Genomic DNA, 24,676 nt, shown 5'->3' on the forward strand with positions numbered 1-24,676 from the left:
GCAGCGGGGTGACCTGGTCGAGCTCGCAGGCGCGGGCGGCGGCCGCGAGCCGGTCGAGGGCGCCGAGCAGGTCGGTGGAGCGGACGGCGGGGGCGACGGCCGGTCGGCGGCCGGCCTCCAGCAGCTCCTCCAGCCGGGCGTCGGCGACCGGTTCGACGAAGACCCGGGCCAGGAAGCGGTCGGCGAAGGCGGCGAGCGCCGGATCCTCGGGCAGGTGGTTGGCGGCGCCGACGCAGACCCGCAGCGGGCTGGCGAGGACGGTGCCGCCGCGCCGGAAGACGCGCTCGTTGAGCAGGCCGAGCAGGGTGTTGAGGACGGCCGTGGAACCGAGGAAGACCTCGTCGAGGAAGGCGATGTCGGCCTCGGGCAGCATGCCGGCGGTCTCGAACTCGACCCGGCCCTCGCGCAGGCTGCGCAGGTCGACCGGGCCGAACAGCTCGTTGGGTTCGGTGAACCGGCCGAGCAGGTACTCGAAGTAGCGGCCGCCGAGCTGTCCGGCGACCCGGCGCACGGCCTCGGACTTGGCGGTGCCGGGCGGGCCGACGACCAGCAGGTGCTCCCCGGCGACCGCGCAGAGCGCCACCACCTCGGCCACCGTCTCACGATCGATCATGCCCTGCCCGGCGGCGGCCACGGCGGCGGCGATCAGGTCGGCGTCGGAGTGCGGCGCGGTCGCGGGCGTCCCGTGGACGGCGGGTGAGGTGCTGATGTGGGTCACGAGCACCGGAGTCTACGGTGGCCGCACCCGCCGTCACCAGCGGGTTTCCGTCGGGCGTGGAGCGCCGGTCGGACCGCCGGGCGGAGCTGCGCTCGGGTTCAGTGCGCGAGGCTGGGCCACCCTTCCCGGTTGGCGCAGGACTCGAAGTCGTACCGGGTGTCGATGTCCCACTCCTCCCCCGTCACCTCCTCGTAGGCCTCTTCGTGAACGTACAGCAGCTCCTCGCCCCACTGGGCGGCGTACGGCGCGAAGCGGTCCGGGTCGGCCAGCACGCTCTCGTAGCCGGCCCGCCCGGCAGCGACCGCGGCGGCGCGCGCGTAGAGGAACCCGTCGTCGGTGAGCGGCAGGGGCTCGCCGTCCGGCTCGTCCGGGTCCGGGCACCGCTGGGTGCCGTACTCCTCACGGTCGAGCCGGTACAGGGCCTCGGCCAGCCGCTCGCCGAAGCCGACGATCTCCGTGACCGATCCGGCGGCGAGCGCCGCGCCGAGCCGCTCGCAGCCGGACGCGAAGCCGGCGCAGCTGGTGCCGGCGGCCTCGCCGCCGAGCAGGTCGATCAGCTGCCAGAACCGCTCCCAGGGCAGCTCGGCGGCGTCCGCCCCGTCGTCGATCGTGCTCATCCCGCTCCGCCTTCGTGCTTCGTACGTGGTGCTTGGTGCTTCGTACGTGGTGCTTGGTGCTTGGTCGTGCTGTGCGGTCACAGCGTGGCACGCGGCACTGACAACGGCGGCGCCCTACCGCTCTCTCGCCCTACCGCTCCCGCCGCCCGTCGTACTCCCGGCGGGAGGCCGCGACGTAGCTGCGGTGCTGCTGCGCCCAGCGGATCAGCGAACCCACCTCGACGGCGAGCGTCCGCCCGGCCGGGGTCAGGGTGTAGTCGACGCGGGGCGGGGAGGTCGGGGTGACGGTCCTGGTCACCAGCCCGTCGCGCTCCAGGCTGCGCAGCGTCAGGGTGAGCATCCGCTGGGAGATGCCGTCGATGGCGCGCTGGAGTTCGGAGTAGCGCCGCGGGCCGGCGCCGAGCAGGTCCATGACCAGCACGCTCCACTTGTCACCCACCCGGTCCAGGACGTCCCGCAGCTCGCAGGTCGACACCTCGACCTCCAACGGGTCACGCACATCCGTGTTCGGTACGCGGGCCGAAGTGCCTTCTTCCGTCACCCGCGCATTGTCGATCAGACTCGGTTCCGCGCACAAGAAGTAACCAGCGCACAGATGATGCGGCTTCCACCGTGCTGTTCCCCTCCCCTCTCCCCCGCTTGGACACCCCATGCCCGTAGACCCGGTTCCCACCGCCCCCCTGAACCTCCTGACCCCGCCCCGCCGCTCGTCGAGGCGGGCTGGGCGGAGCCGCACCCGATCAGCCGGCGCCCGGAGTGGCCGGACACCATCGTGATGCTCCACGCCCCGCGCGACGAGGCCGAACTCGCCGTCGTCACCACCGCCCTGACCGCCTCCTGGCGGCAGGCCACCACCCGGACCTCCTGAGACCCTCGACTCCTCGACACAGAAGGACAGTTGACATGCGCGCCATCTCCTTCCCCGCCTTCGATCAGCCCGCCGCCCTCACCGACCTGCCCGTCCCCGAGCCCGGCCCCGGCGAGGTGCTGGTCGAGGTGCACGCCTCCTCGCTCAACGGCTTCGACCTCGGTGTCCTGGGCGGCCACCTGAAGGGCGTGTTCGCGTACGAGTTCCCGGTCGTGCTCGGCAGGGACTTCGCCGGCGTCGTCGCCGAACTCGGCGCGGGCGTCGACCACTTCACCGTCGGCCAGGCCGTCTTCGGCGTCGTGCTGCGCCCGACCCTCGGGCAGGGCGGCTTCGCCGAGTACGTGGCCGTTCCCGCCGACCAGGGCATCGCGCCGATCCCCGCCGGGCTCGACCCCCAACTCGCCGCCGCGCTCGGCCTCGCCGGGACGGCGGCCCACGACGCGGTCGACGCGGTCGCGCCCACCGAGGGCGAGACCGTGCTGGTCGTCGGCGCGACCGGCGGCGTCGGCGGGTACGCTACCCAACTGGCCGCCGCGCGCGGTGCCGCCGTCATCGCCACCGCCCGCCCGGGCGCCGAGGCCGCGTTCGTGACCGCACACGGCGCCACCCACACCGTCGACCCGGACGGCGACCTGGCCGCCCAGGTCCGGGCCCTCGCGCCCGCCGGCGTCCACGCCGCCCTGCACCTCGCGGGTGACGGCGCGGCCGTCGCCGGGCTGGTCGCCGCCGGCGGACGGTTCGCCTCCACGCTGCACCACGTCCCGGCGGAGGCGTCGGACATCGAGGCCACCGCCGTACTGGCCGACCCGTCCCCGGCCACCCTGGCCGCGCTCGCCGAGGCCGTCGTCGCGGGCCGGCTCCGGGTGCCGCTCGGGCGGCGGTACCCGCTGGCCGAAGTCCCGCAGGCCCTCGCAGAGTTCGGTGCCGGGACGCTCGGGAAGGTCGGCGTGACCGTCTGAGCTCGGCTCGACGCCGACGCCGACGCCGACGCGGACCGTCCGGCGGGCCGGCGGCCGTCACCGCCGGCCCACACCGGCGCGCTCAGCGGTCGCGGCGGCACGCTCAGAGGTCCCGGCGGTGCATGACCACCGTCGCGACCAGCACCGACACCGCCGCGCAGCCCGCGAAGGCGAGCCACGACCCGGCCACCGTCGCCGGGTACGGCGGGACCAGCGTGTGCGTCAGGTCGACCTTCGACAGCCGCCGCCAGGCGGTGTACGGCATCGCGTGCGTGATCGCGGCCGACCAGCGGTGGTTCTCGTTGAAGGAGGACGGCAGCAGGAACAGCACCAGCACCATGGTGACCACGGTCCCCGCGCTGTGCCGGATCAGCACCCCCAGGCCGAAACCGACGAGCGCGCAGACCGGCGCCAGCAGGGCGGCCGCCGCGACCGCCCGCGCCACACCCGGCTCGGTGATCGACACACCCACGTGCCGCCGCCCCAGCAGCGCCTGGCCGACGCCGAACGACACTCCCGAGGCGAGAGCTCCGTACCCGAGCATGACGCCCGTCAGCACAGTCGCCTTCGCGAGCAGCAGCGCGCGGCGGTCGGGGACGGCCGTCAGGGTGGTGCGGATCATGCCCGTCGCGTACTCGCCGACGATCACGGCCGCGCCGACCCCGCCCGCGACGAGCATCAGGATGCTCGCGGACATCGTGGTGAACGCGGTGCTCAGCGCCACGCTGACGTAGTCGGAGCCCGGGGGCGGACCGCCCGGCTCGGTGTGGCGGTAGGTGTACAGCGCGGCGTTGAGGTTGACGCCGATCAGGATCAGGGCGCTCACCCCGAGCACCCACGGCAGCGAGCGCAGCGACCGGAACCGGATCCACTCGGCGGCGAGCAGGTCGCCGAAGCGCGGCCGGGGATCGATGTCGGACGGGGTGGTCGTGGTCATCGTCGTCGTGGTCATCGTCGTCGTGGTCATCGCGGGTCTCCTGCGAGGTGGTCGACGCGGTCGGCGGTGAGTTCCATGAAGGCCTGCTCCAGCGAGGCGCTCCCGGCGGTCAACTCCTGCAGCAGAACGCCGTGTTCGAGGGCGAGCGCGCCAACGGCGGCCGCGTCCAGTCCGGTGACGCTCAGCGCTCCGTCACCGTCCGGGCTCACCGTGCCGCCCGCGGCCGCCAACACCCCTGCCAGGCGGTCCGGTTCGCTCGCACGGACGGTCACGCCCGACCGGGTTCCCCGGGCGGCGAACTCCGCCACGCTCTCGGCCGCGATCAGTTCGCCCCGGCCGATCACCACCAGCCGGTCCGCCGTGTGCGCCATCTCGCTCATCAGATGGCTGGAGACGAACACCGTCCGTCCCTCGGCTGCCAGCCGCCGGAACAGGTTCCGCACCCAGTGCACGCCCTCCGGGTCCAGCCCGTTGAGCGGCTCGTCGAAGACCAGCACCGGCGGGTCGCCGAGCAGGGCGCCCGCGATGCCGAGCCGCTGCTTCATCCCGAGCGAGTACCCGCCGATCCGCCGCCCGGCCGCCTTCGCCAGCCCGACCTCCGCCAGCACCTCCTCCACCCGGCCCGGCGGGAGGGCGTTGGAACGGGCCAGCGCCCGCAGGTGGGCCCGGCCGCTGCGCCCGCCGTGGACGTCGCCCGCGTCGAGCAGTGCGCCGACGTGCCGCAGACCGCGCGGCCGGTCCCGGAACCGGCGGCCGCCGACGGTGGCGGTGCCGGCCGTGGGCTCGTTCAGCCCCAGGATCAGCCGCAGGGTGGTGCTCTTGCCCGCCCCGTTCGGGCCGAGGAAGCCGGTGACATGGCCTGGCCGGACGGTGAAGGAGAGGTCGCGGACCGCCGTGGTCCGGCCGTAGCGTTTGGTCAACTGGTGGACTTCGATCATGTGCTCAACAGTGCCCGCCGCGCCCCCGGCAGGGCATCCGACCAGGGCTGACACCCGCTCACGGCCCGGTGTCACCCCTGGCTGTACGACCGTGGTCCGATGCCGCGGCGAACGGGCCCTCGTTACGATCACCGCATGCCCGCGACACCGCCTCCGCCCCTTCCGCTGCCCCTGCCGCCCCGGCTGAGGCGGGTGCCGCCCGGCGCGTGGACGGCGCTCGCCTGGTGCGCCTCGGTGGCGTACCCCGCCGTCCTGCCCGACACCCGGCCGGACCCCGGCCCGCACGGACCCCACGACCTCACCATGCCCGCGCCGGACTGGGCCACCACCGCCGCGACCACCCCCGTCGCCCTCCTCGCCGCCGCCCTGCTGCGCCGCCGGCCGCTGCTCGCCACCGGTCTGCTGCTCGCCGCCACCGTCGCCCGGACCACGGCCCTGCGCTGGGAGGTCGCGCTCCCGCCGACCGCGCTGCTCGCCGTCGCCACCGCGCTCTGCCTGGTCACCGCGGCCGAACCGCGCCGAACCGCGCGCGTCGCCCTGGGCATGGTGCTCGGCGTGCTGACCCTCCACCTGGTGCTCGCCCCCGCCCTCGGCGGCGGCCTGCTGCTCACCGGCACCCGGCTCGGCGCCTCGGACGCGGGCATCCTGGTCACCGTCATCGCCTGGCTGGTCGGCCGCTCGGCGCGCCAGTCCCGCGAGCACGCCGAGGCGTTGAGCGCCCGGGCGGCCGAACAGGCGGTCACCGCCGAACGGCTGCGGATCGCCCGCGAGATGCACGACACGGTGGCGCACAGCATCGGCATCGTCGCCCTCCAGGCCGGCGCGGCCCGCCGGGTCATCGACACCCGGCCGGACCGGGCCCGGGAGGCGCTGGGCGAGATCGAGGCGGCCGGCCGCGAGACCCTGGCCGGCCTGCGCCGGATGCTCGGCGCGCTCCGCCAGGCCGACCAAAGCCCATCGACCCCCGACCTGCCAGCCCACCGCCCGCCCGGCCTGGCCGACCTCGACCGGCTGGCCGCCGCGACCACCGCCGCCGGCGTCCGGGTCGACGTCCGGCGGCACGGCGAGCAGCCCCCGCTGCCACCGGAGGTGGACCTGGCGGCCTTCCGGATCATCCAGGAGTCGGTGGCCAACGTGGTCCGCCACGCCGCCACCTCCGACTGCCGGGTGACGGTCGACCACCGGCGCGCCGACCGGCTGTCCATCGAGGTCACCGACCGCGGCCGGGGCACCGCCGACAGCGGCGGCAGCGGCACCGGCCACGGCCTGCTGGGCCTGCGCGAGCGGGTCGCCCTGCTGGACGGCGAGTTCGCCGCCGGCCCCCGGCCCGACGGCGGCTTCCGCGTCGCCGCCCACCTGCCACTGACCGCCGCCGGGGCCTCTGCTGGGGCCGCCACCGCGGCCTCTGTCGGGGTCGCCGCCGGGGCCGCCGGGGTGACCCGATGACCGTCCGCGTCCTGCTGGCCGACGACCAGCCGCTCGTCCGGGCGGCACTGGAGATGGTCATCACCGAAGCCCCCGACCTGACGGTGGTCGGCGAGGCCGGGACCGGCGCCGAGGCCGTCCGGCTGGCCGGCGAACTGCGCCCCGACGTGGTGGTGATGGACATCCGGATGCCCGTCATGGACGGCATCGAGGCCACCCGCCTGCTCACGGCGCCGGGCCAGGACCCGCAATCGGTCACCCGCGTCGTGGTGCTCACCACCTTCGACGAGGACGAGAACGTCTACGCCGCCCTGCGCGCGGGCGCGTCCGGCTTCCTCGTCAAGGACATGGCCCTGGACGACATCCTCGCCGCGATCCGGGTGGTCGCCGCCGGTGACGCCCTCATCGCGCCGGCCGTCACCCGCCGCCTGATCGCCGAGTTCGCCGCCCGCCCGGCCCCCGGCGCCGATCCCGATCCCGGCCGGACCGCCCCGGCGCCGCGCCCCCTGGACGGCATCACCGAGCGCGAACGCGAGATCCTCACCCTGGTCGGACGCGGCCTGTCCAACCCGGAGATCGCCGCCCACCTGGTCCTGAGCACGGCCACCGTCAAGACCTACATGACCCGCCTGCTCGCGAAGCTCGACGCCCGCGACCGGGTCCAGCTGGTCATCCTCGCCTACGAGTCCGGCCTGGTCCCGTTTCCCCGTTGAACGCCGCGCCCGCCCCGCCCGGCCCCCCGAACGGCCCGGGGTCCGCGTCGGCCGGCGCCGGGCGCGGTAGGAATGGGTACGGGGGCCGGAACACCCGACGCGCGGAGGACCAGGAGCACCGATGGACGACCGCACCGAACAGCAACTACAGGACCTGCGCGCCGAGTTGGCCCCCGAGGACGAACGGCCGCCCACCCTGGTGGCGGCCTTCGCGACCGGGCGCGGACGCCTCGGTGTGCTCGCCGAACTGGCCGCGCAACAGCGGCGGATCATCACCTCCGACCGGCGCAGCCTGCTGCTGCTCGCCACCCGCCGCGCCGACACGCCGCTCGGCGCGTGGTTCGCCGGGCTCGCCGACGGCGAGAGCGCCGCGCTGCGCACCCTGCCCGCCCTCGCCACCGCCTGCGGGCTGTCACCGGAGGAGGCGGCCGCCCGTCCACCGCTGCCGGGCTGCCAGGCCTACCCGGCGTACCTCGCCTGGCTGGCACTGAACGGACAGCCGACCGCCGTGGCGGGCGCGCTGGTCGCCAACTTCGCGGCCTGGGGCGGCTACTGCGCGACGCTGGCCGGGGCGCTCCGGCGGTTCCACGGCCTCGGGGAGGAGGCCTGCGCGTTCTTCGACTTCTTCGCCCAGCCCGCCACCGCGCTGGAACGGGCAGCCGCCGAGGCGATCGGACCGGGCGGCCTCACCGCGCCGGAACTCGACGCCGCCCGCGAGTACGGCCGCCTGCTGCAGGCATACGAACAGCTCTTCTGGAAATCCCTCGCCGAACTCCCGGGCGACTGGTTGGATGAGCGGAATGTATGACACTCAGTCCATCGATTCTCCGTGGGGCGTCTCCGTCTTCGGCGCCGCCGACGTCTCGGCCACCCCCGACCTCGCCCGGCTGAAGGTACGCATCACCGAGACCCGGCCCAAGCCCGCCGAGGCGTTCGCGGAGACCCGGGCCGCCGTCAACCGGGTGCGCGAGGTGCTGCGCGGTCACGGCGTGCCGGACGGCGCGGTGTCGACCTCCCGCCTCACCCTCGAATCCGAGTGGGTCTACAAGGGCAACGAGCGCACCTTCCTCGGCTACGAGTGCACCGCCGCGTTCGCCATCGAGCTGCGCGAACTCGACCTGCTGGAGCAGGTGCTGGTCGACGTCGTGGACGCGGGAGCCAACCAGGTGGACGGCGTGGACTTCGACGTCACCACCAAGCGCGAGCTGCGCGCCGAGGCCCGCCGGGCCGCCGTCGCGGCCGCCCGGGAGAAGGCGGAGCTGTACGCCGAGGCCGCCGGGGTGCGGCTCGGCCCGGTCGTCCACATCAAGGACGTCGACTCGGAGCCGATCGCCCGCTACCGGAGCCACGGCGGGGGCGGCGGCGACAGCGAGAACGACCTCGCGCCGGGCTCGATCCGCGTCTCGGCGGGCGTGCTGCTCGGCTTCTCGCTGATCCACGGCTGACCTACGGCTGAACCCACAGCCGGTCACGGCCTACGACGGCCCGCACCACCTCATCTCGCGAGGCGGTGCGGGCCGTCGCCGTTCGCCCGGCAGCGGACGGACGGCAAGCGGACGACGGACGGATGACGGACGGACGGCGGGCGGCAGCCGTCAGTAGCCGTAGATCAGCTTGTAGGCGACCTCCGGCAGGAACTGACCGCCACTCGATCCCGCGCCGGTGCCGCAGTTGCCGTCGGACTCGCCCGGCGCCTTGATCCACAACAGCATCTCGGCGCCCCCGCCCCACCGGGTGGGCGTGCCGATCCGCCGCCCGGGCGGGTTGCACCACGTGCCATCGGAACCGTTGCCGTTGCGGCTGGTGTCGACGACGAACGGCTTGGTGTACCCCTTCGTCGAGCGCAGCACCGCGTTGACGGCGTTGCCGTACGCCGTGTTCTGCGTGGTGGGGAGGAAGTTGGACACGTTCAGCGAGAACCCGTGGGCCCCGCCCACCCCGGCGTCGACCAGGCGCCGGGCCATGGTGTCGGCGCCGACCCAGGCGGGATTGCCGGCGTCCAGGTACAGCAGGGTGTTCGGCGCCTTGGCCTTGAACTGCGCGACGGCGTTGCGCAGCATCGCGTTGCGCACGGCGGTCTGGGCGGGGGTCATGCAGCTCTCGCCGCCGAGCGCGTCGGGCTCCAGGACGACCACCGCCGGCCGGCTGCCGATGCCGCCGGCGAAGGCGGCGATCCAGGTGGCGTACTCGGCGGGGCTGCCCGCCCCACCGCCGGACTGGCCGGCGCAGATGTCCCGGTCGGGGATGTTGTAGGCCACCAGGATCGGCAGCCTGCCCTTGGCGGCGGCCGCACCGGTGTAGGCGCCGGTCGCCGTGCCGATGGCACCGCTCCAGTTGCCGAACCAGCGCGCCGTCGGCACGTCGGCGATCGACGACTGGATCGCGCCGGCGCGGCCGTCGGCGCGGTGGGCGTCGATCCACTGCTGCGCGGTGGAGTCGGGGTCCACGTAGAAGCCGTCGGTCAGGGTGGTGACCGGCCCGGCGGCGTGGGCGGTCGAGGGCTGGGCGACGGCCGCGAGGGCGGTCAGCGCGGGGGTCAGGAGCAGGGCGAGCCGACGGATCGATCGGTTCACGGGGGTCCCTTCGGTGCTGATGTGGGGGTCGGAGGGAGTTCGTGGACGGTGACGGTCGGGGTGCGTCCTCCGGGACGGTACCGCTCCGTTCCTCACCGGGACCATGGGGACCGGGCCGCGCCCGCCGGACGGGCGGCGATCCGGTCGTGCCGACGAGGGCTCAGAGCCCCTGGGCCAGGCGGTGGTAGGCCTGGTTCCAGCGCAGTTCCCTGGCGAACCGGCGGATGTCCGTGTCGTCGTCGATCACCAGCAGCTCCACGGCGAGCATCCCGGCGAGGTCCTCCAGTTCCTCGGTGCCGACCGCGCCGGAGAGCACGGTGTGGTGCGGCCCGCCGGCCGTCAGCCAGGCCTCGGTGGAGGTGCGGAAGTCGGGGCGCGGCTGCCAGACCGCGCGGGCGACGGGCAGGCGGGGCAGCGGCGCCGGCGGCGCGACCACGTCCACCTCGTTCGCGACCAGCCGGAAGCGGTCGCCGAGGTCGGCGAGGCCGACCACGACCGCCGGGCCCGGCTCGGCGTCGAAGACCAGGCGGACCGGGTCCTCCCGTCCGCCGATGGACAGCGGGTGGATCTCGCAGGAGGGGGTGCCGGCCGCGATGCTCGGGCAGACCTCCAGCATGTGCGCGCCGAGGATCAGCTCGCGGCCGGGCTCCAGGTGGTAGGTGTAGTCCTCCATGAAGGAGGTGCCGCCGGCCAGTCCGGCGGCGGCCACCTTGAGGGTGCGCAGCATGGTGGCGGTCTTCCAGTCGCCCTCGCCGCCGAAGCCGTAGCCGTCGGCCATCAGCCGCTGCACCGCGAGGCCGGGCAGTTGGCGCAGCCCGCCGAGGTCCTCGAAGTTGGTGGTGAAGGCCTGGAAGCCGCCCTGTTCCAGGAAGCCGCGCAGGCCGAGCTCGATCCGGGCCGCGTAGCGCAGCGACGCGTGGCGCTCCCCGCCGGTGCGCAGCTCGGGCGCGAGGCGGTAGCGGTCCTCGTACTCCTTGACCAGCGCGGTGACCTCGCCCTCGTCCGTCGCGTCCACGGCGGTGACCAGGTCGTCGACGCCGTAGGTGTTGACCGAGACGCCGAACCGCCGCTGGGCCTCGATCTTGTCGCCCTCGGTGACGGCGACCTCGCGCATGTTGTCGCCGAAGCGGGCGAGCCGGAGGCCGCGGAGTTCGGCGCGGCCGGCGGCGGCGCGCGCCCAGGCGGCGATCCTGGCGGACACGGCCGGGCTGGTGACGTGCCCGGCGACGGTCTTGCGCGGCACCCCGAGGCGGGACTGGATGTAGCCGAACTCGCGGTCGCCGTGGGCGGCCTGGTTCAGGTTCATGAAGTCCATGTCGATGGTCTGCCAGGGCAGTTCGACGTCGGCCTGGGTGTGCAGGTGGAGCAGTGGCTTCCGCAGGGCGTCCAGGCCGGCGATCCACATCTTCGCCGGGGAGAAGGTGTGCATCCAGGCGATCAGGCCGATGCAGTCGTCCGCGGACTCGGCCTCCAGGCAGACCCGGCGGATCGCGGCGGCGTCGGTGAGGACGGGCTTCCAGACGATCTCGACCGGCAGCACGGGGTCGCGGTCCAGGGTCGCGGCGATCCGCCGGGACTGTTCGGCGACCCGGCTCAGCGTGTCCTCGCCGTAGAGTCCCTGGCTTCCGGTCAGGAACCAGATCCGGCGGCCTTCCAGTGGCTTCGTCATGGGTGGCTCCTCACCGGGCCCGGGACTGGCCGTAGGCGTTCCGGTAGCGGTGGTTGAGGCTGTCGATGTCCGCCTGGGCGATCGGCAGCGGTTCGCCGAGCTGGCGGGCGAGGTGGACGGTGCGGGCGACGTCCTCGCACATCACGGCGGCCTTCACGGCGGCCTCCGCGTCCGCGCCGATGGTGAACACGCCGTGGTTGCGCATCAGGACGGCGGGCGAGCGGTGTCCCCGGAGGGTGTCCACGATGCCCCGGCCGATCGAGTCGTCGCCGATCAGGGCGAACGGGCCGACCGGGATCTCCGCGCCGAACTCGTCGGCCATCGCGGTGAGTACGCAGGGGACGGCCTCGCCGCGGGCCGCCCAGGCGCCGGCGTAGCTGGAGTGGGTGTGGACGACGCCGCCGACCTCGGGAAGGTGGCTGTAGACGTAGGCGTGCGCGGCGGTGTCGGAGGAGGGTGCGTGGTCGCCCTCGACGACGTTGCCGTCCAGGTCGCAGACGATCATGTTCCCGGGCGACAGCTCCTGGTAGGGGACGCCGCTGGGCTTGATGACGAGCAGGTCCTCGCCGGGGACGCGGGCGGAGACGTTGCCCGCCGTCCAGACCACCAGTCGGTAGCGGACCAGCTCCCGGTGCAGGTCGCTCACCTGGCGGCGGATCAGGTCGATGGCGGCGTTCACGAGGCCTCGTTCGGTGTGGTGAGGGCGGCGTTCCGGATGTCGCGCAGGCGGTGCAGCAGCTTGTCGGCGCCGCGGCCGAAGTGGTCGTGCAGCGCGCGGTACTCGGCGAAGAGCCGGTCGTAGGCGTCGGCGGCGGCCGGGTCGGGCCGGTAGGCGTCCCGGTGCACCCGGCCCATGGCGGCGGACGCGGTCCGGACGTCCGGGTACGCCCCGGCGGCGACGGCGGCGTGGATCGCCGACCCGAGGGCCGACCCCTGCTCCGATTCGGCGACCGAGACCGGGCGGCGCAGGACGTCGGCGTGGATCTGCATCAGCAGGGCGTTCCGCTTGAGGCCGCCGGTGACGATGAACTCGGTGACCGGGACCCCGCCCCGCTCCAGCGCCTCGACAATGACCCTGGTGCCGAAGGCGGTGGCCTCCAGCAGGGCCCGGTAGACCTCCTCCGGGCGGGTGGCGAGGGTGAGTCCGACGATCACGCCCGACAGGCGGTGGTCAACCAGGGTGCAGCGGTTGCCGTTCATCCAGTCGAGCGCCACCAGGCCGTGCCCGCCCACGGGCTGGGCGGCGGCCTTTCGGCTGAGCAGCCGGTGCAGGTCCTCGCCGGCGGCCTCGGCCTCGGCCAGGTAGTCGGCGGGTACGCCCTGGCGCAGCCACCAGGCGAAGATGTCGCCGACGGCGCTCTGGCCGGCCTCGTAGCCGTAGGAGCCGGTGACGATGCCGTCCGCGACCACCCCGCAGATGCCGGGGACCTCGGCGAGCGTCGCACCGTTGACGACGTGGCAGGTGGACGTTCCCATGATGGCGAGGAGGCGGCCGTCGTCGACGGCGCGGGCGGCCGGGGCGGCGACGTGGGCGTCGACGTTGCCAGCGGCGACCGCGATGCCCTCCGGCAGGCCGGTCCACCCGGCGGCGCACGCGGTGAGCGAGCCGACCCGGGAGCCGAGCGGGGCGAGCGGGTGCTCCAGACGGGTGCGGGCGAAGTCGGCGAAGTCCGGGTGGAGCGCGGCGAGGTAGTCCTCGCCCGGGTAGCTCCCGTCCTGGTGGATGCCCTTGTAGCCGGCCGTGCAGGTGTTGCGGCTCTCGGCGCCGGTGAGCTGCCAGACGATCCAGTCGGCGGCCTCGATCCAGCGCTCGCAGGCGGCGTAGACGGCCGGATCCTCCTCCAGCACCTGCAGCGCCTTGGCGTACTGCCATTCGGCCGAGATCCGGCCGCCGTACCGGGCGATCCACTGCTCGCCGCGGGCGTGGGCCAGCGCGTTGATCCGGTCCGCCTGGGGTTGCGCGGCGTGGTGCTTCCAGAGCTTGGGCCAGGCGTGCGGGCGGGGCGCCCACTCGGCGGTCTCGGCCAGCGGGGTGCCGTCCGCGAGCACCGGCAGGACGGTGCAGGCGGTGAAGTCGGTGGCGATGCCGATGACCTGCCCGGGGTCGACCCCGGCCGCGGTGAGCGCGGCCGGGACGGCGGTGCGCAGCACCTCGCGCCAGTCCGCCGGGTGCTGCAGCGCCCAGTCGGGCGGCAGCGGCCGGCCGGTGCCGGGCAGCTCGCGCTCGACCACGGCGTGCGGGTAGTCGTGGACGGCGGTGCCCAGTTCCTCGCCGTCCCGGACCCGGACGACCACCGCGCGGCCGGAGAGGGTGCCGAAGTCGACGCCGACGACGTACCGGTCGGGCGGGTCGGGCGGGTCGGGCCGGTCGGCGTGGCGGGCGTGGTGGACGGCAGGGATCACGGTCACGTCCTCATCCTTCGTACGGGAGGTCTGCGTTGACGTCACCCGCCGGTGCGCTCCGCAACCCGAGGCGGGGTCGACGGCACAGATTGTTAGCGCTCACAATTGGCCTGTCAAGGGTGGCCGACAAGCGGGACCCGCCACCGGGCCGGTTACCGGCTCAGCGCCGCACGGCCGGGCCCACGCTGCGCCGCAGCACCAGCTCCGGGGAGATCTGCACCCGGCCGGAGGAGGGCGCGACCCCCGCCAGCTCCCCGACCAGCAGTTCCAGCGCCCGTCTGCCGAGTTCGCCGAAGTCCTGCCGCACCGTGGTCAGCGGCGGTATGAAGTACGCGGCCTCCGGGATGTCGTCGAAGCCGATCACGCTGATCTCGTCCGGGACCGACCGACCGGCCTCGTGCAGGGCGCGCAGCAGCCCGAGCGCCATGTGGTCGTTGGCGCAGAAGACGGCCGTGACATCGGGCAGTCGGGCGATCCGCAGCCCCGCCTGGTACCCGGAGCGGGCGCTCCAGTCGCCGCGCTCCACCTCCGGAACCGGCGCTCCGGCCGCCCCCAGCGCGAGCCGCCACCCCTCCTCCCGGTCCTGGCTCTCCAGCCAGTTGGCCGGCCCCGCCAGGTGGTGCACGGTGCGGTGGCCCAGGTGGAGCAGGTGCGCGGTGGCCTCCCCGGCGCCGTCGCGGTTGCCCACCGACACCATCGGCACCCGCGCCCGGCTGCCCGAACCGACCGCGACCAGCGGCACGGAACTGGAGAGCCGGGCCACCGCGCTGACGGCGGAGGTCTGCGGCGCGATCACCACGACGCCCTCCACCCCCTGGTCGCGCAGCCGGTCGACGGCCTCCTGGACCGAACGTCCGTCCAGGGAGCGCAGACTGGTCACGCTCACGAAGTACCCGGCGCTGCGGGCGGCGCGCTCGATGCCGTCCAGCATCGAGGCGGGGCCGTAGAGGGTCGAGTCGAAGCTGACCACCCCGAGCGTCTGCGACCGCCGGGTGACCAGCGCGCGGGCGGCGGAGTTGGGCCGGTAGTCCAGTTCCCGTATGGCGGCCAGCACCCGGTCACGGGTGTCGGGCCGGACGTGCGGGGCGCCGTTGAGCACCCGGGACACCGTCTGGTGGGAGACGCCCGCCAGCTTCGCCACGTCCGCCATCACGGGCTGGCGCTGTTCCGCCCCGGCGCTATCGGTTCCCACTGGCAGTTCCTCCTCGGCCGTGCACCACAGTACGCGACCGGGCCCCGGCCGCTCCGTCGCCCTCGATTCGGCCCAACAGGTGGTTTCTCCTCCCACCGGCCCTACCGGCGGCCGGCCTGTGCCACCATCGCGAAGCCAACGCCCGCACCCCTTCCGGGGAGGTGATCGCCCGGATCGGACCGGGGCCCGACAGTGCTGCCGAGCCCCTTGACGCCGCTCTTGTGAGCGTTAACACTTCATGTCACGCCAGGCCCGAGCCACCGCCGCCCCGCCGTTCCACAGCGCGAGGGACCGCTCCGGCCGGCCCCGCTCGACCGCTCCCAGTCACCCCGCCAGGGCTGTACTGCGCCGGTCGCGGAACACCATCACTGGAGGAACTGTGCGGAAGCTTTCAGCGGGCCTCGTCGCCGCGGGCCTGCTGCTCTCGTTGGCGGCCTGCGGGCAGAGCGCCAACGGAGTCGGCAGAGGGGCGGCCAGGGGGGACGCCAAGGGCGGGCTCATCGGCATCGCGATGCCGACCAAGTCGTCGGAACGCTGGATCGCCGACGGCGCCAACATGGTCAAGGAGTTCCGGGCCAGGGGCTACAAGACCGACCTGCAGTACGGCGACAACGTGGTGGAGAACCAGGTCTCCCAGCTGGAGAACATGATCACCAAGGGCGCCAGGCTGCTGGTGATCGCCGCCATCGACGGCGCCTCCCTCAGCAATGTGCTGCAGAAGGCCGCCGATGCGCACATTCCGGTGATCTCGTACGACCGGCTGATCCGGGGCACCCGGAACGTCGGCTACTACGCGACCTTCGACAACTTCCGGGTCGGCGTCCTCCAGGGCGGATACATCGTCGACAAGCTCGGCCTCAAGGACGGCAAGGGCCCGTTCAACATCGAGCTGTTCGCCGGCTCGCCGGACGACAACAACGCGACCTTCTTCTTCAACGGCGCGATGAGCGTCCTCAAGCCGTACCTGGACCAGAAGAAGCTGGTCGTGCAGAGCGGCCAGACCGAGTTCAACCAGGTCGCCACACTGCGCTGGGACGGCGGCCTCGCCCAGTCCCGGATGGACAACCTGCTGAGCAAGGCCTACACCACCGCCCACGTCGACGCCGTGCTCTCGCCGTACGACGGCATCTCGATCGGCATCCTCTCCTCGCTCAAGGGCGTGGGCTACGGCAGCGGCAAGTCGCTGCCCATCGTCACCGGCCAGGACGCCGAGCTGGCCTCGGTGAAGTCGATCATCGCGGGCGAGCAGACCCAGACCGTCTACAAGGACACCCGCCAACTCGCCGGGGCCGCCGTCCGGATGGGCGACGCGTTGCTGACCGGCGGCAAGCCCGAGGTCAACGACACCACCCAGTACGACAACGGCGTGAAGGTCGTGCCGGCGCAGTTGCTCCAGCCGGTGACCGTCGACAAGGACAACTACCGCCAGGTCCTGGTCGACAGCGGCCAGTACACCGCGGACCAGCTCAAGTAGCCCGCGGGGCCCGCTCGACGGGCCCCGTGCCGAACCGGCGGTGCGGACGCCGGACCACCGGGGCCACCCGGACTCCCGGACTCCCGAGGGCTCCCCCACCGCACCGCCCCGAACGATACGGACGCACACCCATGGCCGGACCGGTTCTCGAAATGCGGTCGATCAGCAAGTCGTTCCCCGGCGTCAAGGCGCTCTCCGAGGTCAACCTGAGCGTCGCCGCCGGCGAGGTGCACGCCGTCTGCGGTGAGAACGGCGCCGGCAAGTCCACCCTGATGAAGGTGCTCAGCGGCGTCCACCCGCACGGCGGCTACGAGGGCGAGATCCTCTTCGAGGGCGAGCCCTGCCGGTTCAAGGACATCCGGGCCAGCGAGCAGCGCGGCATCGTCATCATCCACCAGGAACTGGCGCTGGTGCCGTACCTGTCCGTCGCCGAGAACATCTTCCTGGGCAACGAGCACGCCACCCGGGGCATCATCAGCTGGCCCCGGACCCTCACCCACGCCGCCGAACTGCTCCGGCAGGTCGGCCTCGACGAGAGCCCGCACACCCGGGTCGCCGACCTCGGCGTGGGCAAGCAGCAGCTGGTCGAGATCGCCAAGGCGCTGGCCAAGAAGGTCCGGCTGCTCATCCTGGACGAGCCGACCGCCGCGCTGAACGACGAGGACAGCCGCAAGCTGCTCGACCTGATCCTGGAGCTCAAGGCGCAGGGCATCTCCTGCGTCCTCATCTCGCACAAGCTGAACGAGATCGCCCGGGTCGCCGACGCCGTCACCATCCTGCGCGACGGGCGGACCATCGAGACCATCGCGATCGGCCCGGAGGGCATCTCCGAGGACCGGATCATCCGCGGCATGGTCGGCCGCGACCTGGAGCACCGTTACCCCGAGCGCACCGGCGGCATCGGGGAGGTGGCCTTCGAGGTCGAGAACTGGAGCGTCCGGCACCCCATCGACCAGCAGCGCATGGTGGTGGACGGCGCCTCGCTGAACGTGCGGAGCGGCGAGATCGTCGGCGTCGCCGGACTGATGGGCGCGGGCCGCACCGAACTCGCGATGAGCGTCTTCGGCCGCTCGTACGGCCGGTGGGCGGCCGGCCGGGTGCTGCTGCACGGCCGGGAGATCCGCACCCGGACGGTGCCCGAGGCGATCGGGCACGGCCTCGCCTACGTCACCGAGGACCGCAAGCAGCTCGGCCTCAACCTGATCGAGGACATCAGCCGGAACATCTCGCTGAGCGCGCTCGGCAAGGTCGCCCGGTTCGGCCGGGTCGACCGGCACGAGGAGGCCAGGGTCGCCGAGTCCTTCCGGCGGACCATGAACATCAAGGCCCCGACGGTGTTCACCCGGACCGGCACGCTCAGCGGCGGCAACCAGCAGAAGGTCGTCCTCAGCAAGTGGATCTTCGCCGGGCCGGAGGTGCTGATCCTCGACGAGCCCACCCGGGGCATCGACATCGGCGCCAAGGCGGAGATCTACACCGTCATCGCCGAGCTGGCCGCCCAGGGCAAGGCGGTACTCGTCATCTCGTCCGAACTCCCCGAACTCCTCGGCCTGTGCGACCGGATCTACACCATGGCCGAAGGCCGCATCACCGGTGAGGTCGCCCGCGCCGACGCCACCCAGGAATCCCTCATGCGGCTCATGACCATGAGCGCCGCATCCGGCAACGAGCAGGTGTGAAGGCATGGCCCAGACCGACATCATCCCGGATTCGTCCCCGAAGGCGCCGCGGACCGGACCTTCCCTCGGCGGCGTGCTGACCCGTGCGCTGCGCGGCAACGTGCGCCAGTACGGCATGCTGGTCGCGCTCGCGCTGATCGTGCTGCTGTTCCAGATCCGGACGGACGGCATCCTGCTCCAGCCGCTCAACATCACCAACCTGATCCAGCAGAACGGCTACATCCTCATCCTGGCGATCGGGATGATGATCGTCATCATCTCCGGGCACATCGACCTCTCGGTCGGCTCGCTGGCCGCCTTCATCGGAGCCGCCGCCGCGGTGCTGATGGTCAAGCACCATCTGCCCTGGCCCGTGGCGGTGCTGGCCGCACTGGCGGTCGGCGCCCTGGCCGGCGCCTGGCAGGGCTTCTGGATCGCCTACCTGGGCATCCCGTCCTTCATCGTCACCCTGGCGGGCATGCTGCTGTTCCGCGGCGGCACCCAGATCCTGCTGCAGGGCCAGTCGGTGGCACCGTTCCCCCAGGGCTTCCAGAGCATCAGCAGCGGCTTCCTCCCCGAGGTCGGCCCGTACACCGACTACCACAACCTCACCCTGCTGCTGGGCGCCGCCGTGCTGGCCGTCGCGGTCCTCCAGGAGGTCCGCGGCCGACGGCAGACCGCCGCGTACGGGCTGGAGGTGCTCCCGCTCGGGCTGTTCCTGGCCAAGCTCGCCGTGATCACCGCGGCCGTCGTCGTGTTCACCCTGCTGCTGGCCAGCTACCACGGCGTGCCGATCGTCCTGCTGATCCTCGGCGCCCTGCTGGTCGGGTTCGGCTACCTGATGCGCGACTCGATCATCGGCCGGCACACCTACGCGATCGGCGGCAACGAGGCGGCGGCCAAGCTGTCCGGGGTGAAGAGCAAGCGGGTCGTCTTCCTCGCCTTCACCAACATGGGCGTCCTCGCGGCGCTGGCCGGGCTGGTCTTCGCCGCGCGGCTCAACGCCGGCACCCCGCAGGCCGGCATCAACTTCGAACTGGAGGCGATCGCCGCCGCCTTCATCGGCGGCGCCTCCGCCGGCGGCGGCGTGGGCACCGTGCTCGGCGCGATCATCGGCGGCCTGGTGCTCGGGGTGCTGAACAACGGCATGTCGCTGATCGGAGTCGGCACCGACTACCAGCAGGTGATCAAGGGCCTGGTGCTGCTCGCGGCGGTGGGCTTCGACGTCTACAACAAGCGCCGGGCCGGTTCCTGACCCGGACCCGGGTTCCCGGTCACAGAAATGAGGACGGCCGCGGCCGCGCTAGAGTCCGTCCCATGAGTGAAGCCGCACGCCCTCCCTTCGGAAACTTCACGGCCGTCTTCGCGGCGCTGGAGGTCGCCGACGACCTCGCCGCACCCGTGGCCGACGCCCTGAAGAACTGGGACGCCCGGGAGGCGGCCGAGTCCGTGATCTACGTGGACACCGATCCCGAGAAGGCGGACACCGCGGTGTTCTGCGAGACCTACGACGTGCCGCCGGAGCTCTCCGCGAACTGCGTGGTGGTCGCGGCCAAGCGCGGCGGGGAGGTCACCCTGGCCGCGTGCCTCGCCCTGGCCGACACCCGGGTGGACGTGAACAAGGCCGTCCGGACGCATCTGGGGGCCCGGAAGGCGTCGTTCGCCCCGATGGACACCGCGGTCGACCTGACCGGCATGGAGTACGGCGGCATCACCCCCGTCGGCCTGCCGGGCGCCTGGCCGCTGCTCATCGACGAGGCGGTGGCCGCGGCTCCGTACGTCCTGGTCGGCAGTGGCCGGCGTCGGGGCAAGCTCATCCTCCCCGGCTGGGCGCTGGCCCGGCTGCCCGGCGCCGAGGTGCTGGCGGGCCTGGCCGGCTGAGGGCCTGGGCCGTCGGGCCTCGCCGGACCGGCCGACGCGCGACGGCCCGTACCCCCGCTCACGGGCGGTGGTGCAGGCCGTCGGCGTTCGCCCGACCGCTCAGGCTCGCCCGCGCTCAGGCCTGCCAGTGCGGCTTGCCGCTGACCATGCGGCAGTAGATCACCCGGCCGCTCGCCTCGTGGGTGCTCTTGCCGAGGTCGTCGTTGCGGCAGAACTGGCCCGCCTTGTAGCAGTTCCCGGCGTTGGAGCGGATCTCGCAGTCACCGGCCGCGGCCTTGGTCTCGGCCGGCTCCGGCGTCGGGTCGGTCGGCGGCTGGGCCGTCGTCACCTTGGGCTGCGGCGCGGCCTTGGTGGGGGTCGGCTGCGGCTTGGGCGTGGCGACGGCCGGCGCGGAGGGCACCGGCACGCTGACGGTGGGCGTGGGCACCGGGGGCGGCGTCTGGACGGGCACGGACGGCGGTGGCTGAACCGCCGACGGCGTGGTGGTCGGCACCGGCGGCACGGTCGGCACCGGCGGCGGGATGGTCGCCGGTGCGGTGACGGCGGCCGGCGTGACGGCGGGCGTGGAGACCGCCGAGGTGGCGGCCTCCCCGGCCCCCGTGGGGTCGCAACCGGTCAGCGCGAGAGCGACGGTGAAGACGAGTCCGGCGACGGCGGCCAGGCCGCGACGACCGCCGCGCATCCGTGAAGGCATGGACGTGAACACTCCGTTCCTCGTGAAAGAGGATCGTGAGTCAAGCAGACCTTCGGATCAATCTGTCCATCGTTCAAACACTTGTGAGCAGATCGAGACCTGATGATCACGGAGTGTCAGCCGACCGATCAGTACGATCACGCACCGCCGAACTGCCGGCCTGCCGGCCTGCCGGCCTGCCGGACTGCCGGCCTGCCGGACTGCCGGACTGCCGACCTACGGAGTCACCGGAACGTTGGTGAGGCCGCCGGTCGCGTGCGCGACGGTGTTCGAGGCGTGGACGACGTTCGGTCGGCCCGCGCACGCCGAGACGGAGGTGATCCGGATCGCATACGCGCCCACGCCGCCGAGGTCCGAGGTGTTGCCGCGCCAGACGTTGCCGCAGCCGTTCGGGAAGGACGGGGTGGTGGCCGGGTTGTGGGTCTCGTAGCCGTTGGCGAAGGTGCCGGGCGGGGCGAAGGTCCCCTTGTTGCCCTCGATCAGGTAGCCACTGCCCTTGACGTCCACCCACGAGTCGGCCGAGTTCTCGCCGCTGAGGCCGCGCCCGTCGAAGGTGTTGCCCCGGATCGTGCCGCCCGAGGTGCCCTCCTTCACGTCGATCCCCTCGGCGGCGACGTACGGGCCGATCCGGTTGTTCTCCACCAGCACCCGGTCCGAGCGGTCGGCGCCGCCGGTGTTGCCGTGGCAGTCCCAGTTGGAGTTCGCCGACCCGAGGTACACGCCCTCCCCGTACGCCGGCTGCGCGCGCCCGGTGTACTCGACCACCGAGTTGCGCAGCACCCCGTCGGCGGAGGAGCGCCGGAAGTGCACGCCCTCGTCCTCGACGTGGTGCACGTACAGGCCGTCGATCACCACGTGCGGCGAACTGTCCAGCACCACGCCCTTCTTGGAGTCCTTGACGGTGAACCCGGTGAGGTTCCAGTACGGCGCGCCGTACAGCCACAGCCCGTAGCCGGAGTCCCACCCGGCGGTCGGCGCGGGGCAGGCGGGGCCGGAGCCGGACGGTCCGTCGTTGACGAGCACGGCGGTCCGCGGCCCGGTGAGCGTGACGGGCTTCTCGGCGGTCCCGGCCCGCCGGGCGACGAAGGAGCCGTGGTACTCGCCGGCCGCGAGCCTGATCGTCTGCCCGGGCGCGGCGGCGGCCAGCGCCGCCTTCAACTGGGCGGCGGTGGACACGTCCACGGTCTGCGCGGCGGCGCCTGCCGCCGACGCGGGAGCGGCGGGCGCCAGCAGCAGAGCGGCGGCGGCAACGGCGAGGAGAGCGGAACGGGGGGACACGCGACCTCCTGGTAAAGTTTCCTAACTTTCTTCCCTCGCCACCACTCCCCCACTCCTCCGCCCGGCCCGAGCGATCGATCACCGGCTCCCGTCAGAGCCTGCGGGCCAGCAGGTACGCGCGCCGGGTGTCCGCCTCGCCCGGGTACGGTCCTCGCATCAGCGTGGCCTCCATGGCGAATCCCGCGGCGACCAGGCCGTCGGCGACGTCCTCCGGGCGCAGGGCGAAGAAGTCGAGGGAGACCGGCCGGTCGAACCAGGAGTCCCGGCGCCGGATCTCCTCGCCCGCGTGGAAGGCCGCCAGGACGAGACCTCCCGGGCGCAGCACCCGGGCGAACTCCGCGTAGGCGCGCGGTCGTTCCTCGGGCCGCAGGTGGATCAGCGAGTAGAACGCCGCGACGCCGGCGAGTTCGCCGTCGGCCAGCGGGAGGTCCAGCATCGAGCCGACGCGCACATCGAGGCCCGGACGGCGCTCTCGGGCCGCCTTGACCATGCCGGGTGACACGTCGACGCCCAGCACCGGGGTCCCGAGGTCGTCGAGGAAGCACGCCACCTGCGCGGGACCGCAGCCGACGTCGGCCACGGGGCCGTCCTTCGGGACCTGTTCGGAGAGCGCCGTCAGCATGGCGCGGTCCAGCGGCTTCGAGGCCAGATCCGCGGTGAAGCCCTGTGCGTACACATCGGCGACCGCGTCGTAGGAGTCCCGTATCGAGGTGCTGTCCATCGGGCCAGTATCCAGCAGTGCGCTCCGCGCCGGGCGGTCGCAGGTTTTACCAAACGGTCGACCAAGCGCCGCCCCTGCGCGGATAGCCTTCAGGCCTCAACCGATCCCGCTACGGAAACCCCTCCTCGGGGCTACCGCCATGAGGTGTGCCATGAATCCGATCAACCTGTCCGAGACCGCGTCCGAGCTGCCGACCCCCTGGGCCTCCCGGCTCCTCGGCCGGGTGGGGACCGCCGGGGTGAAGGTCCTGCGGATGGACGAGCGGCCCGTCGAGGTCGAGGTCCACGACGCCACCGAGGTGCTGTTCGTCGTCGACGGCCGACTCGAACTCGCCGTGGGGGAGAGCGAGTTCACGGTCGGCCCCGGCGAGCTGTACCGGGTGCCCGCCGGTACCCCGCACGCCGTCCGCCCGGGCAGCCGGGGCACGCTGCTGATCGTCGAGGTGGTCGAGGGGTAGCAGCACCCAGCCCCGCGCGGCACCGGGCGGTCGCAGGCGGACCGCTACGCTGCGACTACACTGCGGCGCCGTGATCAAGATCAAAAACGTCTCCGCGCTCGCCCTCGCCGCCGCGCTCGCGCTCCCGCTCGCCGCCACCCCGGCTGCGGCCGCGGCCCCGGCCACGCCGCCGGTCACCACCGGCGCGATCTTCAACGACCCGACCGATCCCGCCCGCCAGAACGCGATCTTCTCGCACGTCTCCCGCCTGATCGACGGCGCGCTGCCCGGATCGACCATCAAGACCTCGCAGTACGTGCTCGGCTCCGACTGGCTGGCCGACCGGCTGACGGCGGCCCACCTGCGCGGGGTGAACGTCGAGGTGCTCCTCGACAGCGCGAGCCCCAAGCACTGGGCGGGCAAGCCCGCCTACGACAAGCTCGCCGAGGGGCTCGCCCGGAAGTCCGACAAGTCCGGGACCTCCTGGGTGCGCGTCTGCCCCGACAACCAGGCCTGTCTGGCCCTGGACCCCAACCCCGAGGACACCTACTACAGCAACAACCACAACAAGTTCTGGCTGTTCTCCGCCACCACGGGCAGCTCGACGGGCACCGTCCCGGTCAATGACGTGGTCGTGCAGACCTCGGCGAACCAGACCCCCTGGGACCGGGTCACCGCCTGGAACGACGCGCTGACCGTCACCGGCAACAAGGAGCTGTACGCCGCCTACGCCACGTACTTCGGCGACCTGGAGGCCGCCCGCGCCGACCGCACCAGGCAGGTCGCCGACTACCCGGTGGCCTACCAGGCGGGCGCCGCCAAGGTGTACTTCTTCCCGCGCTCCGGGTCGGACGTCATCCTCGACATCCTCAACACGGTGGACGACCCGGTCAACGGCCAGCCGGCCTGCTCCGGCAACTCCCCCGGCTTCGGGACGGCCGACGGCCGTACGGTGATCCGCGTCGCCATGCACCAGATCACCCGGGCCGACGTCGCCCGCAAACTGTGGGAGCTCGACGACGCGGGCTGCTTCGTCGACATCGTCTACCGCGAGCTCGACAACACCGGGTCGGCCATCCGCGACCAGCTGGGCAAGCCGACGAAGTTCGGCGGGATAGCCCTGCACAAGCTGGACGACGACGCCGCGGGCCGCACCGCCACGCACTCCAAGTACCTGCTGGTAGAGGGCGGTTACCAGGGGCAGCCGGACCGGAAGATCGTCTGGACCGGCAGCCATCCGTACACCCGGATGGGCCTGACCAGCAACGACGAGGCCCTGCTCAAGTACGACGACCCGGCGGTCCACGACGCCTACCGGGAGAACTTCCGCGCCCAACGCGCCGCCGCCGACCAGCAGTCGGCGCAGTAGCGCAGGCATCGGAGGGCCGGCCGCGGGCGGTATCCCGCCCGTGGCCGGCGGTGTCCGTCCCGCCGTCGGGACGGAACAGGCCAGGGACGCTTCCGTCCAACTGTGGTCTATTCCACTGCGGTTGGCCGAAGGCGAAGCTGGGATCAGCCGCCG

24 protein-coding genes are annotated in these 24,676 nt (G+C 73.1%); 11 read left to right on the forward strand and 13 right to left on the reverse strand.

The genetic code is table 11. From position 1 onward, the window contains the following. From AB0N76_RS29415 to AB0N76_RS29425, 3 genes are all read right to left on the reverse strand, one after another. On the reverse strand, positions 1 to 718 hold a 718-nt coding region (locus tag AB0N76_RS29415; RefSeq protein ID WP_363562186.1), incomplete at its 3' end, for an AAA family ATPase. A gap of 98 nt (positions 719 to 816) precedes the next feature. Next, entirely contained in the window at positions 817 to 1,335 is a 519-nt protein-coding gene (locus AB0N76_RS29420) for a DUF4240 domain-containing protein (protein ID WP_363562188.1), read from the reverse strand. 130 nt (positions 1,336 to 1,465) lie between these two features. Next, positions 1,466 to 1,834 (reverse strand): helix-turn-helix domain-containing protein, encoded by a 369-nt coding sequence (locus AB0N76_RS29425; protein ID WP_363562190.1) that lies wholly within the window; start codon positions 1,832 to 1,834, stop codon positions 1,466 to 1,468. Positions 1,835 to 2,238: 404 nt separating this feature from the next. Between AB0N76_RS29425 and AB0N76_RS29430 the strand changes: the two genes are divergently transcribed. Further along, positions 2,239 to 3,162 carry an alcohol dehydrogenase catalytic domain-containing protein gene (locus AB0N76_RS29430; protein ID WP_363562192.1) on the forward strand — a complete coding sequence of 308 codons (924 nt, stop codon included), beginning with the start codon at positions 2,239 to 2,241 and terminating at the stop codon, positions 3,160 to 3,162. A 103-nt stretch (positions 3,163 to 3,265) separates the two neighbouring features. On the opposite strand, the gene AB0N76_RS29435 is transcribed toward AB0N76_RS29430, so the two are convergent. Both AB0N76_RS29435 and AB0N76_RS29440 read right to left on the reverse strand, forming a co-directional pair. After that, on the reverse strand, positions 3,266 to 4,129 hold the full coding sequence (locus AB0N76_RS29435) for an ABC transporter permease (protein ID WP_363562194.1): 864 nt from the start codon (positions 4,127 to 4,129) through the stop codon (positions 3,266 to 3,268). Beyond that, positions 4,126 to 5,037, reverse strand: coding sequence for an ATP-binding cassette domain-containing protein (locus AB0N76_RS29440; protein WP_363562196.1), 912 nt, complete (start codon positions 5,035 to 5,037; stop codon positions 4,126 to 4,128). The genes AB0N76_RS29435 and AB0N76_RS29440 overlap by 4 nt, the downstream gene beginning before the upstream one ends. A gap of 135 nt (positions 5,038 to 5,172) precedes the next feature. Between AB0N76_RS29440 and AB0N76_RS29445 the strand changes: the two genes are divergently transcribed. The 4 genes from AB0N76_RS29445 to AB0N76_RS29460 all read left to right on the forward strand — a co-directional run bounded on the left by AB0N76_RS29445 (position 5,173) and on the right by AB0N76_RS29460 (position 8,620). Further along, entirely contained in the window at positions 5,173 to 6,483 is a 1,311-nt protein-coding gene (locus AB0N76_RS29445) for a sensor histidine kinase (protein WP_363562198.1), read from the forward strand. Next, on the forward strand, positions 6,480 to 7,175 hold the full coding sequence (locus AB0N76_RS29450; RefSeq protein ID WP_363562200.1) for a response regulator transcription factor: 696 nt from the start codon (positions 6,480 to 6,482) through the stop codon (positions 7,173 to 7,175). Before AB0N76_RS29445 ends, AB0N76_RS29450 begins: the two co-directional genes overlap by 4 nt. 121 nt (positions 7,176 to 7,296) lie before the next feature. Next, positions 7,297 to 7,983, forward strand: coding sequence for a transcriptional regulator (locus tag AB0N76_RS29455; protein WP_363562202.1), 687 nt, complete (start codon positions 7,297 to 7,299; stop codon positions 7,981 to 7,983). Then, positions 7,976 to 8,620, forward strand: a complete 645-nt coding sequence (locus tag AB0N76_RS29460; protein WP_363562204.1) for an SIMPL domain-containing protein — start codon at positions 7,976 to 7,978, stop codon at positions 8,618 to 8,620. The genes AB0N76_RS29455 and AB0N76_RS29460 overlap by 8 nt, the downstream gene beginning before the upstream one ends. A 150-nt stretch (positions 8,621 to 8,770) precedes the next feature. On the opposite strand, the gene AB0N76_RS29465 is transcribed toward AB0N76_RS29460, so the two are convergent. The 5 genes from AB0N76_RS29465 to AB0N76_RS29485 all read right to left on the reverse strand — a co-directional run bounded on the left by AB0N76_RS29465 (position 8,771) and on the right by AB0N76_RS29485 (position 15,012). Then, positions 8,771 to 9,721, reverse strand: a complete 951-nt coding sequence (locus AB0N76_RS29465) for a glycoside hydrolase family 6 protein (RefSeq protein WP_363562250.1) — start codon at positions 9,719 to 9,721, stop codon at positions 8,771 to 8,773. Between the two features lie 187 nt (positions 9,722 to 9,908). Continuing rightward, a complete protein-coding gene (gene araA / locus AB0N76_RS29470) occupies positions 9,909 to 11,417 on the reverse strand; it encodes an L-arabinose isomerase (protein ID WP_363562206.1) in 1,509 nt (502 codons plus the stop codon). Positions 11,418 to 11,427: 10 nt separating this feature from the next. Next, on the reverse strand, positions 11,428 to 12,096 hold the full coding sequence (locus tag AB0N76_RS29475; protein WP_363562208.1) for an L-ribulose-5-phosphate 4-epimerase: 669 nt from the start codon (positions 12,094 to 12,096) through the stop codon (positions 11,428 to 11,430). Continuing rightward, positions 12,093 to 13,820: a ribulokinase gene (locus AB0N76_RS29480; RefSeq protein ID WP_363562252.1), complete on the reverse strand. Its 1,728-nt coding sequence runs from the start codon at positions 13,818 to 13,820 to the stop codon at positions 12,093 to 12,095. Before AB0N76_RS29480 ends, AB0N76_RS29475 begins: the two co-directional genes overlap by 4 nt. A gap of 160 nt (positions 13,821 to 13,980) precedes the next feature. After that, positions 13,981 to 15,012: a LacI family DNA-binding transcriptional regulator gene (locus AB0N76_RS29485; RefSeq protein WP_363562210.1), complete on the reverse strand. Its 1,032-nt coding sequence runs from the start codon at positions 15,010 to 15,012 to the stop codon at positions 13,981 to 13,983. A gap of 379 nt (positions 15,013 to 15,391) precedes the next feature. Between AB0N76_RS29485 and chvE the strand changes: the two genes are divergently transcribed. From chvE to AB0N76_RS29505, 4 genes are all read left to right on the forward strand, one after another. Continuing rightward, the gene (gene chvE, locus AB0N76_RS29490; protein WP_363562212.1) at positions 15,392 to 16,486 is read left to right on the forward strand and encodes a multiple monosaccharide ABC transporter substrate-binding protein; all 1,095 of its coding nucleotides are present in this window, start codon (positions 15,392 to 15,394) and stop codon (positions 16,484 to 16,486) included. 131 nt (positions 16,487 to 16,617) lie between these two features. Continuing rightward, entirely contained in the window at positions 16,618 to 18,165 is a 1,548-nt protein-coding gene (gene mmsA / locus AB0N76_RS29495; RefSeq protein ID WP_363562214.1) for a multiple monosaccharide ABC transporter ATP-binding protein, read from the forward strand. A 4-nt stretch (positions 18,166 to 18,169) separates the two neighbouring features. Further along, a complete protein-coding gene (gene mmsB, locus AB0N76_RS29500) occupies positions 18,170 to 19,399 on the forward strand; it encodes a multiple monosaccharide ABC transporter permease (RefSeq protein ID WP_363562216.1) in 1,230 nt (409 codons plus the stop codon). Positions 19,400 to 19,461: 62 nt separating this feature from the next. Further along, complete coding sequence (locus AB0N76_RS29505) at positions 19,462 to 20,025, forward strand: YbaK/EbsC family protein (RefSeq protein WP_363562218.1); 564 nt, start codon at positions 19,462 to 19,464, stop codon at positions 20,023 to 20,025. A 115-nt stretch (positions 20,026 to 20,140) separates the two neighbouring features. Here AB0N76_RS29505 and AB0N76_RS29510 read toward each other — a convergent pair whose 3' ends face one another. The 3 genes from AB0N76_RS29510 to AB0N76_RS29520 form a co-directional block, all read right to left on the reverse strand. After that, the gene (locus tag AB0N76_RS29510; RefSeq protein WP_363562220.1) at positions 20,141 to 20,719 is read right to left on the reverse strand and encodes a hypothetical protein; all 579 of its coding nucleotides are present in this window, start codon (positions 20,717 to 20,719) and stop codon (positions 20,141 to 20,143) included. A gap of 216 nt (positions 20,720 to 20,935) precedes the next feature. Further along, the gene (locus tag AB0N76_RS29515; RefSeq protein WP_363562222.1) at positions 20,936 to 21,997 is read right to left on the reverse strand and encodes a right-handed parallel beta-helix repeat-containing protein; all 1,062 of its coding nucleotides are present in this window, start codon (positions 21,995 to 21,997) and stop codon (positions 20,936 to 20,938) included. 91 nt (positions 21,998 to 22,088) lie between these two features. Further along, complete coding sequence (locus AB0N76_RS29520; protein WP_363562224.1) at positions 22,089 to 22,718, reverse strand: class I SAM-dependent methyltransferase; 630 nt, start codon at positions 22,716 to 22,718, stop codon at positions 22,089 to 22,091. A 151-nt stretch (positions 22,719 to 22,869) separates the two neighbouring features. Here AB0N76_RS29520 and AB0N76_RS29525 point away from each other — a divergent pair, with 151 nt between their 5' ends. Both AB0N76_RS29525 and AB0N76_RS29530 read left to right on the forward strand, forming a co-directional pair. Then, on the forward strand, positions 22,870 to 23,175 hold the full coding sequence (locus AB0N76_RS29525) for a cupin domain-containing protein (protein ID WP_363562226.1): 306 nt from the start codon (positions 22,870 to 22,872) through the stop codon (positions 23,173 to 23,175). A gap of 70 nt (positions 23,176 to 23,245) precedes the next feature. Continuing rightward, a complete protein-coding gene (locus AB0N76_RS29530; RefSeq protein ID WP_363562228.1) occupies positions 23,246 to 24,523 on the forward strand; it encodes a phospholipase D-like domain-containing protein in 1,278 nt (425 codons plus the stop codon). Positions 24,524 to 24,676: the final 153 nt, after the last annotated feature.

Source organism: Kitasatospora sp. NPDC093806, assembly GCF_040683335.1.
In the GTDB taxonomy this organism is placed as follows: Bacteria; Actinomycetota; Actinomycetes; order Streptomycetales; family Streptomycetaceae; genus Kitasatospora.

Coding starts and splice junctions, on each gene's coding strand:
- AB0N76_RS29420 (WP_363562188.1), bottom strand. CDS start 1,335: ATGAGCACGATCGACGACGGGGCGGACGCCGCCGAGCTGCCCTGGGAG.
- AB0N76_RS29430 (WP_363562192.1), top strand. CDS start 2,239: ATGCGCGCCATCTCCTTCCCCGCCTTCGATCAGCCCGCCGCCCTCACC.
- AB0N76_RS29435 (WP_363562194.1), bottom strand. CDS start 4,129: ATGACCACGACGACGATGACCACGACGACGATGACCACGACCACCCCG.
- AB0N76_RS29440 (WP_363562196.1), bottom strand. CDS start 5,037: ATGATCGAAGTCCACCAGTTGACCAAACGCTACGGCCGGACCACGGCG.
- AB0N76_RS29445 (WP_363562198.1), top strand. CDS start 5,173: ATGCCCGCGACACCGCCTCCGCCCCTTCCGCTGCCCCTGCCGCCCCGG.
- AB0N76_RS29450 (WP_363562200.1), top strand. CDS start 6,480: ATGACCGTCCGCGTCCTGCTGGCCGACGACCAGCCGCTCGTCCGGGCG.
- AB0N76_RS29455 (WP_363562202.1), top strand. CDS start 7,297: ATGGACGACCGCACCGAACAGCAACTACAGGACCTGCGCGCCGAGTTG.
- AB0N76_RS29460 (WP_363562204.1), top strand. CDS start 7,976: ATGTATGACACTCAGTCCATCGATTCTCCGTGGGGCGTCTCCGTCTTC.
- araA (WP_363562206.1), bottom strand. CDS start 11,417: ATGACGAAGCCACTGGAAGGCCGCCGGATCTGGTTCCTGACCGGAAGC.
- mmsA (WP_363562214.1), top strand. CDS start 16,618: ATGGCCGGACCGGTTCTCGAAATGCGGTCGATCAGCAAGTCGTTCCCC.
- mmsB (WP_363562216.1), top strand. CDS start 18,170: ATGGCCCAGACCGACATCATCCCGGATTCGTCCCCGAAGGCGCCGCGG.
- AB0N76_RS29505 (WP_363562218.1), top strand. CDS start 19,462: ATGAGTGAAGCCGCACGCCCTCCCTTCGGAAACTTCACGGCCGTCTTC.
- AB0N76_RS29510 (WP_363562220.1), bottom strand. CDS start 20,719: ATGCCTTCACGGATGCGCGGCGGTCGTCGCGGCCTGGCCGCCGTCGCC.
- AB0N76_RS29520 (WP_363562224.1), bottom strand. CDS start 22,718: ATGGACAGCACCTCGATACGGGACTCCTACGACGCGGTCGCCGATGTG.
- AB0N76_RS29525 (WP_363562226.1), top strand. CDS start 22,870: ATGAATCCGATCAACCTGTCCGAGACCGCGTCCGAGCTGCCGACCCCC.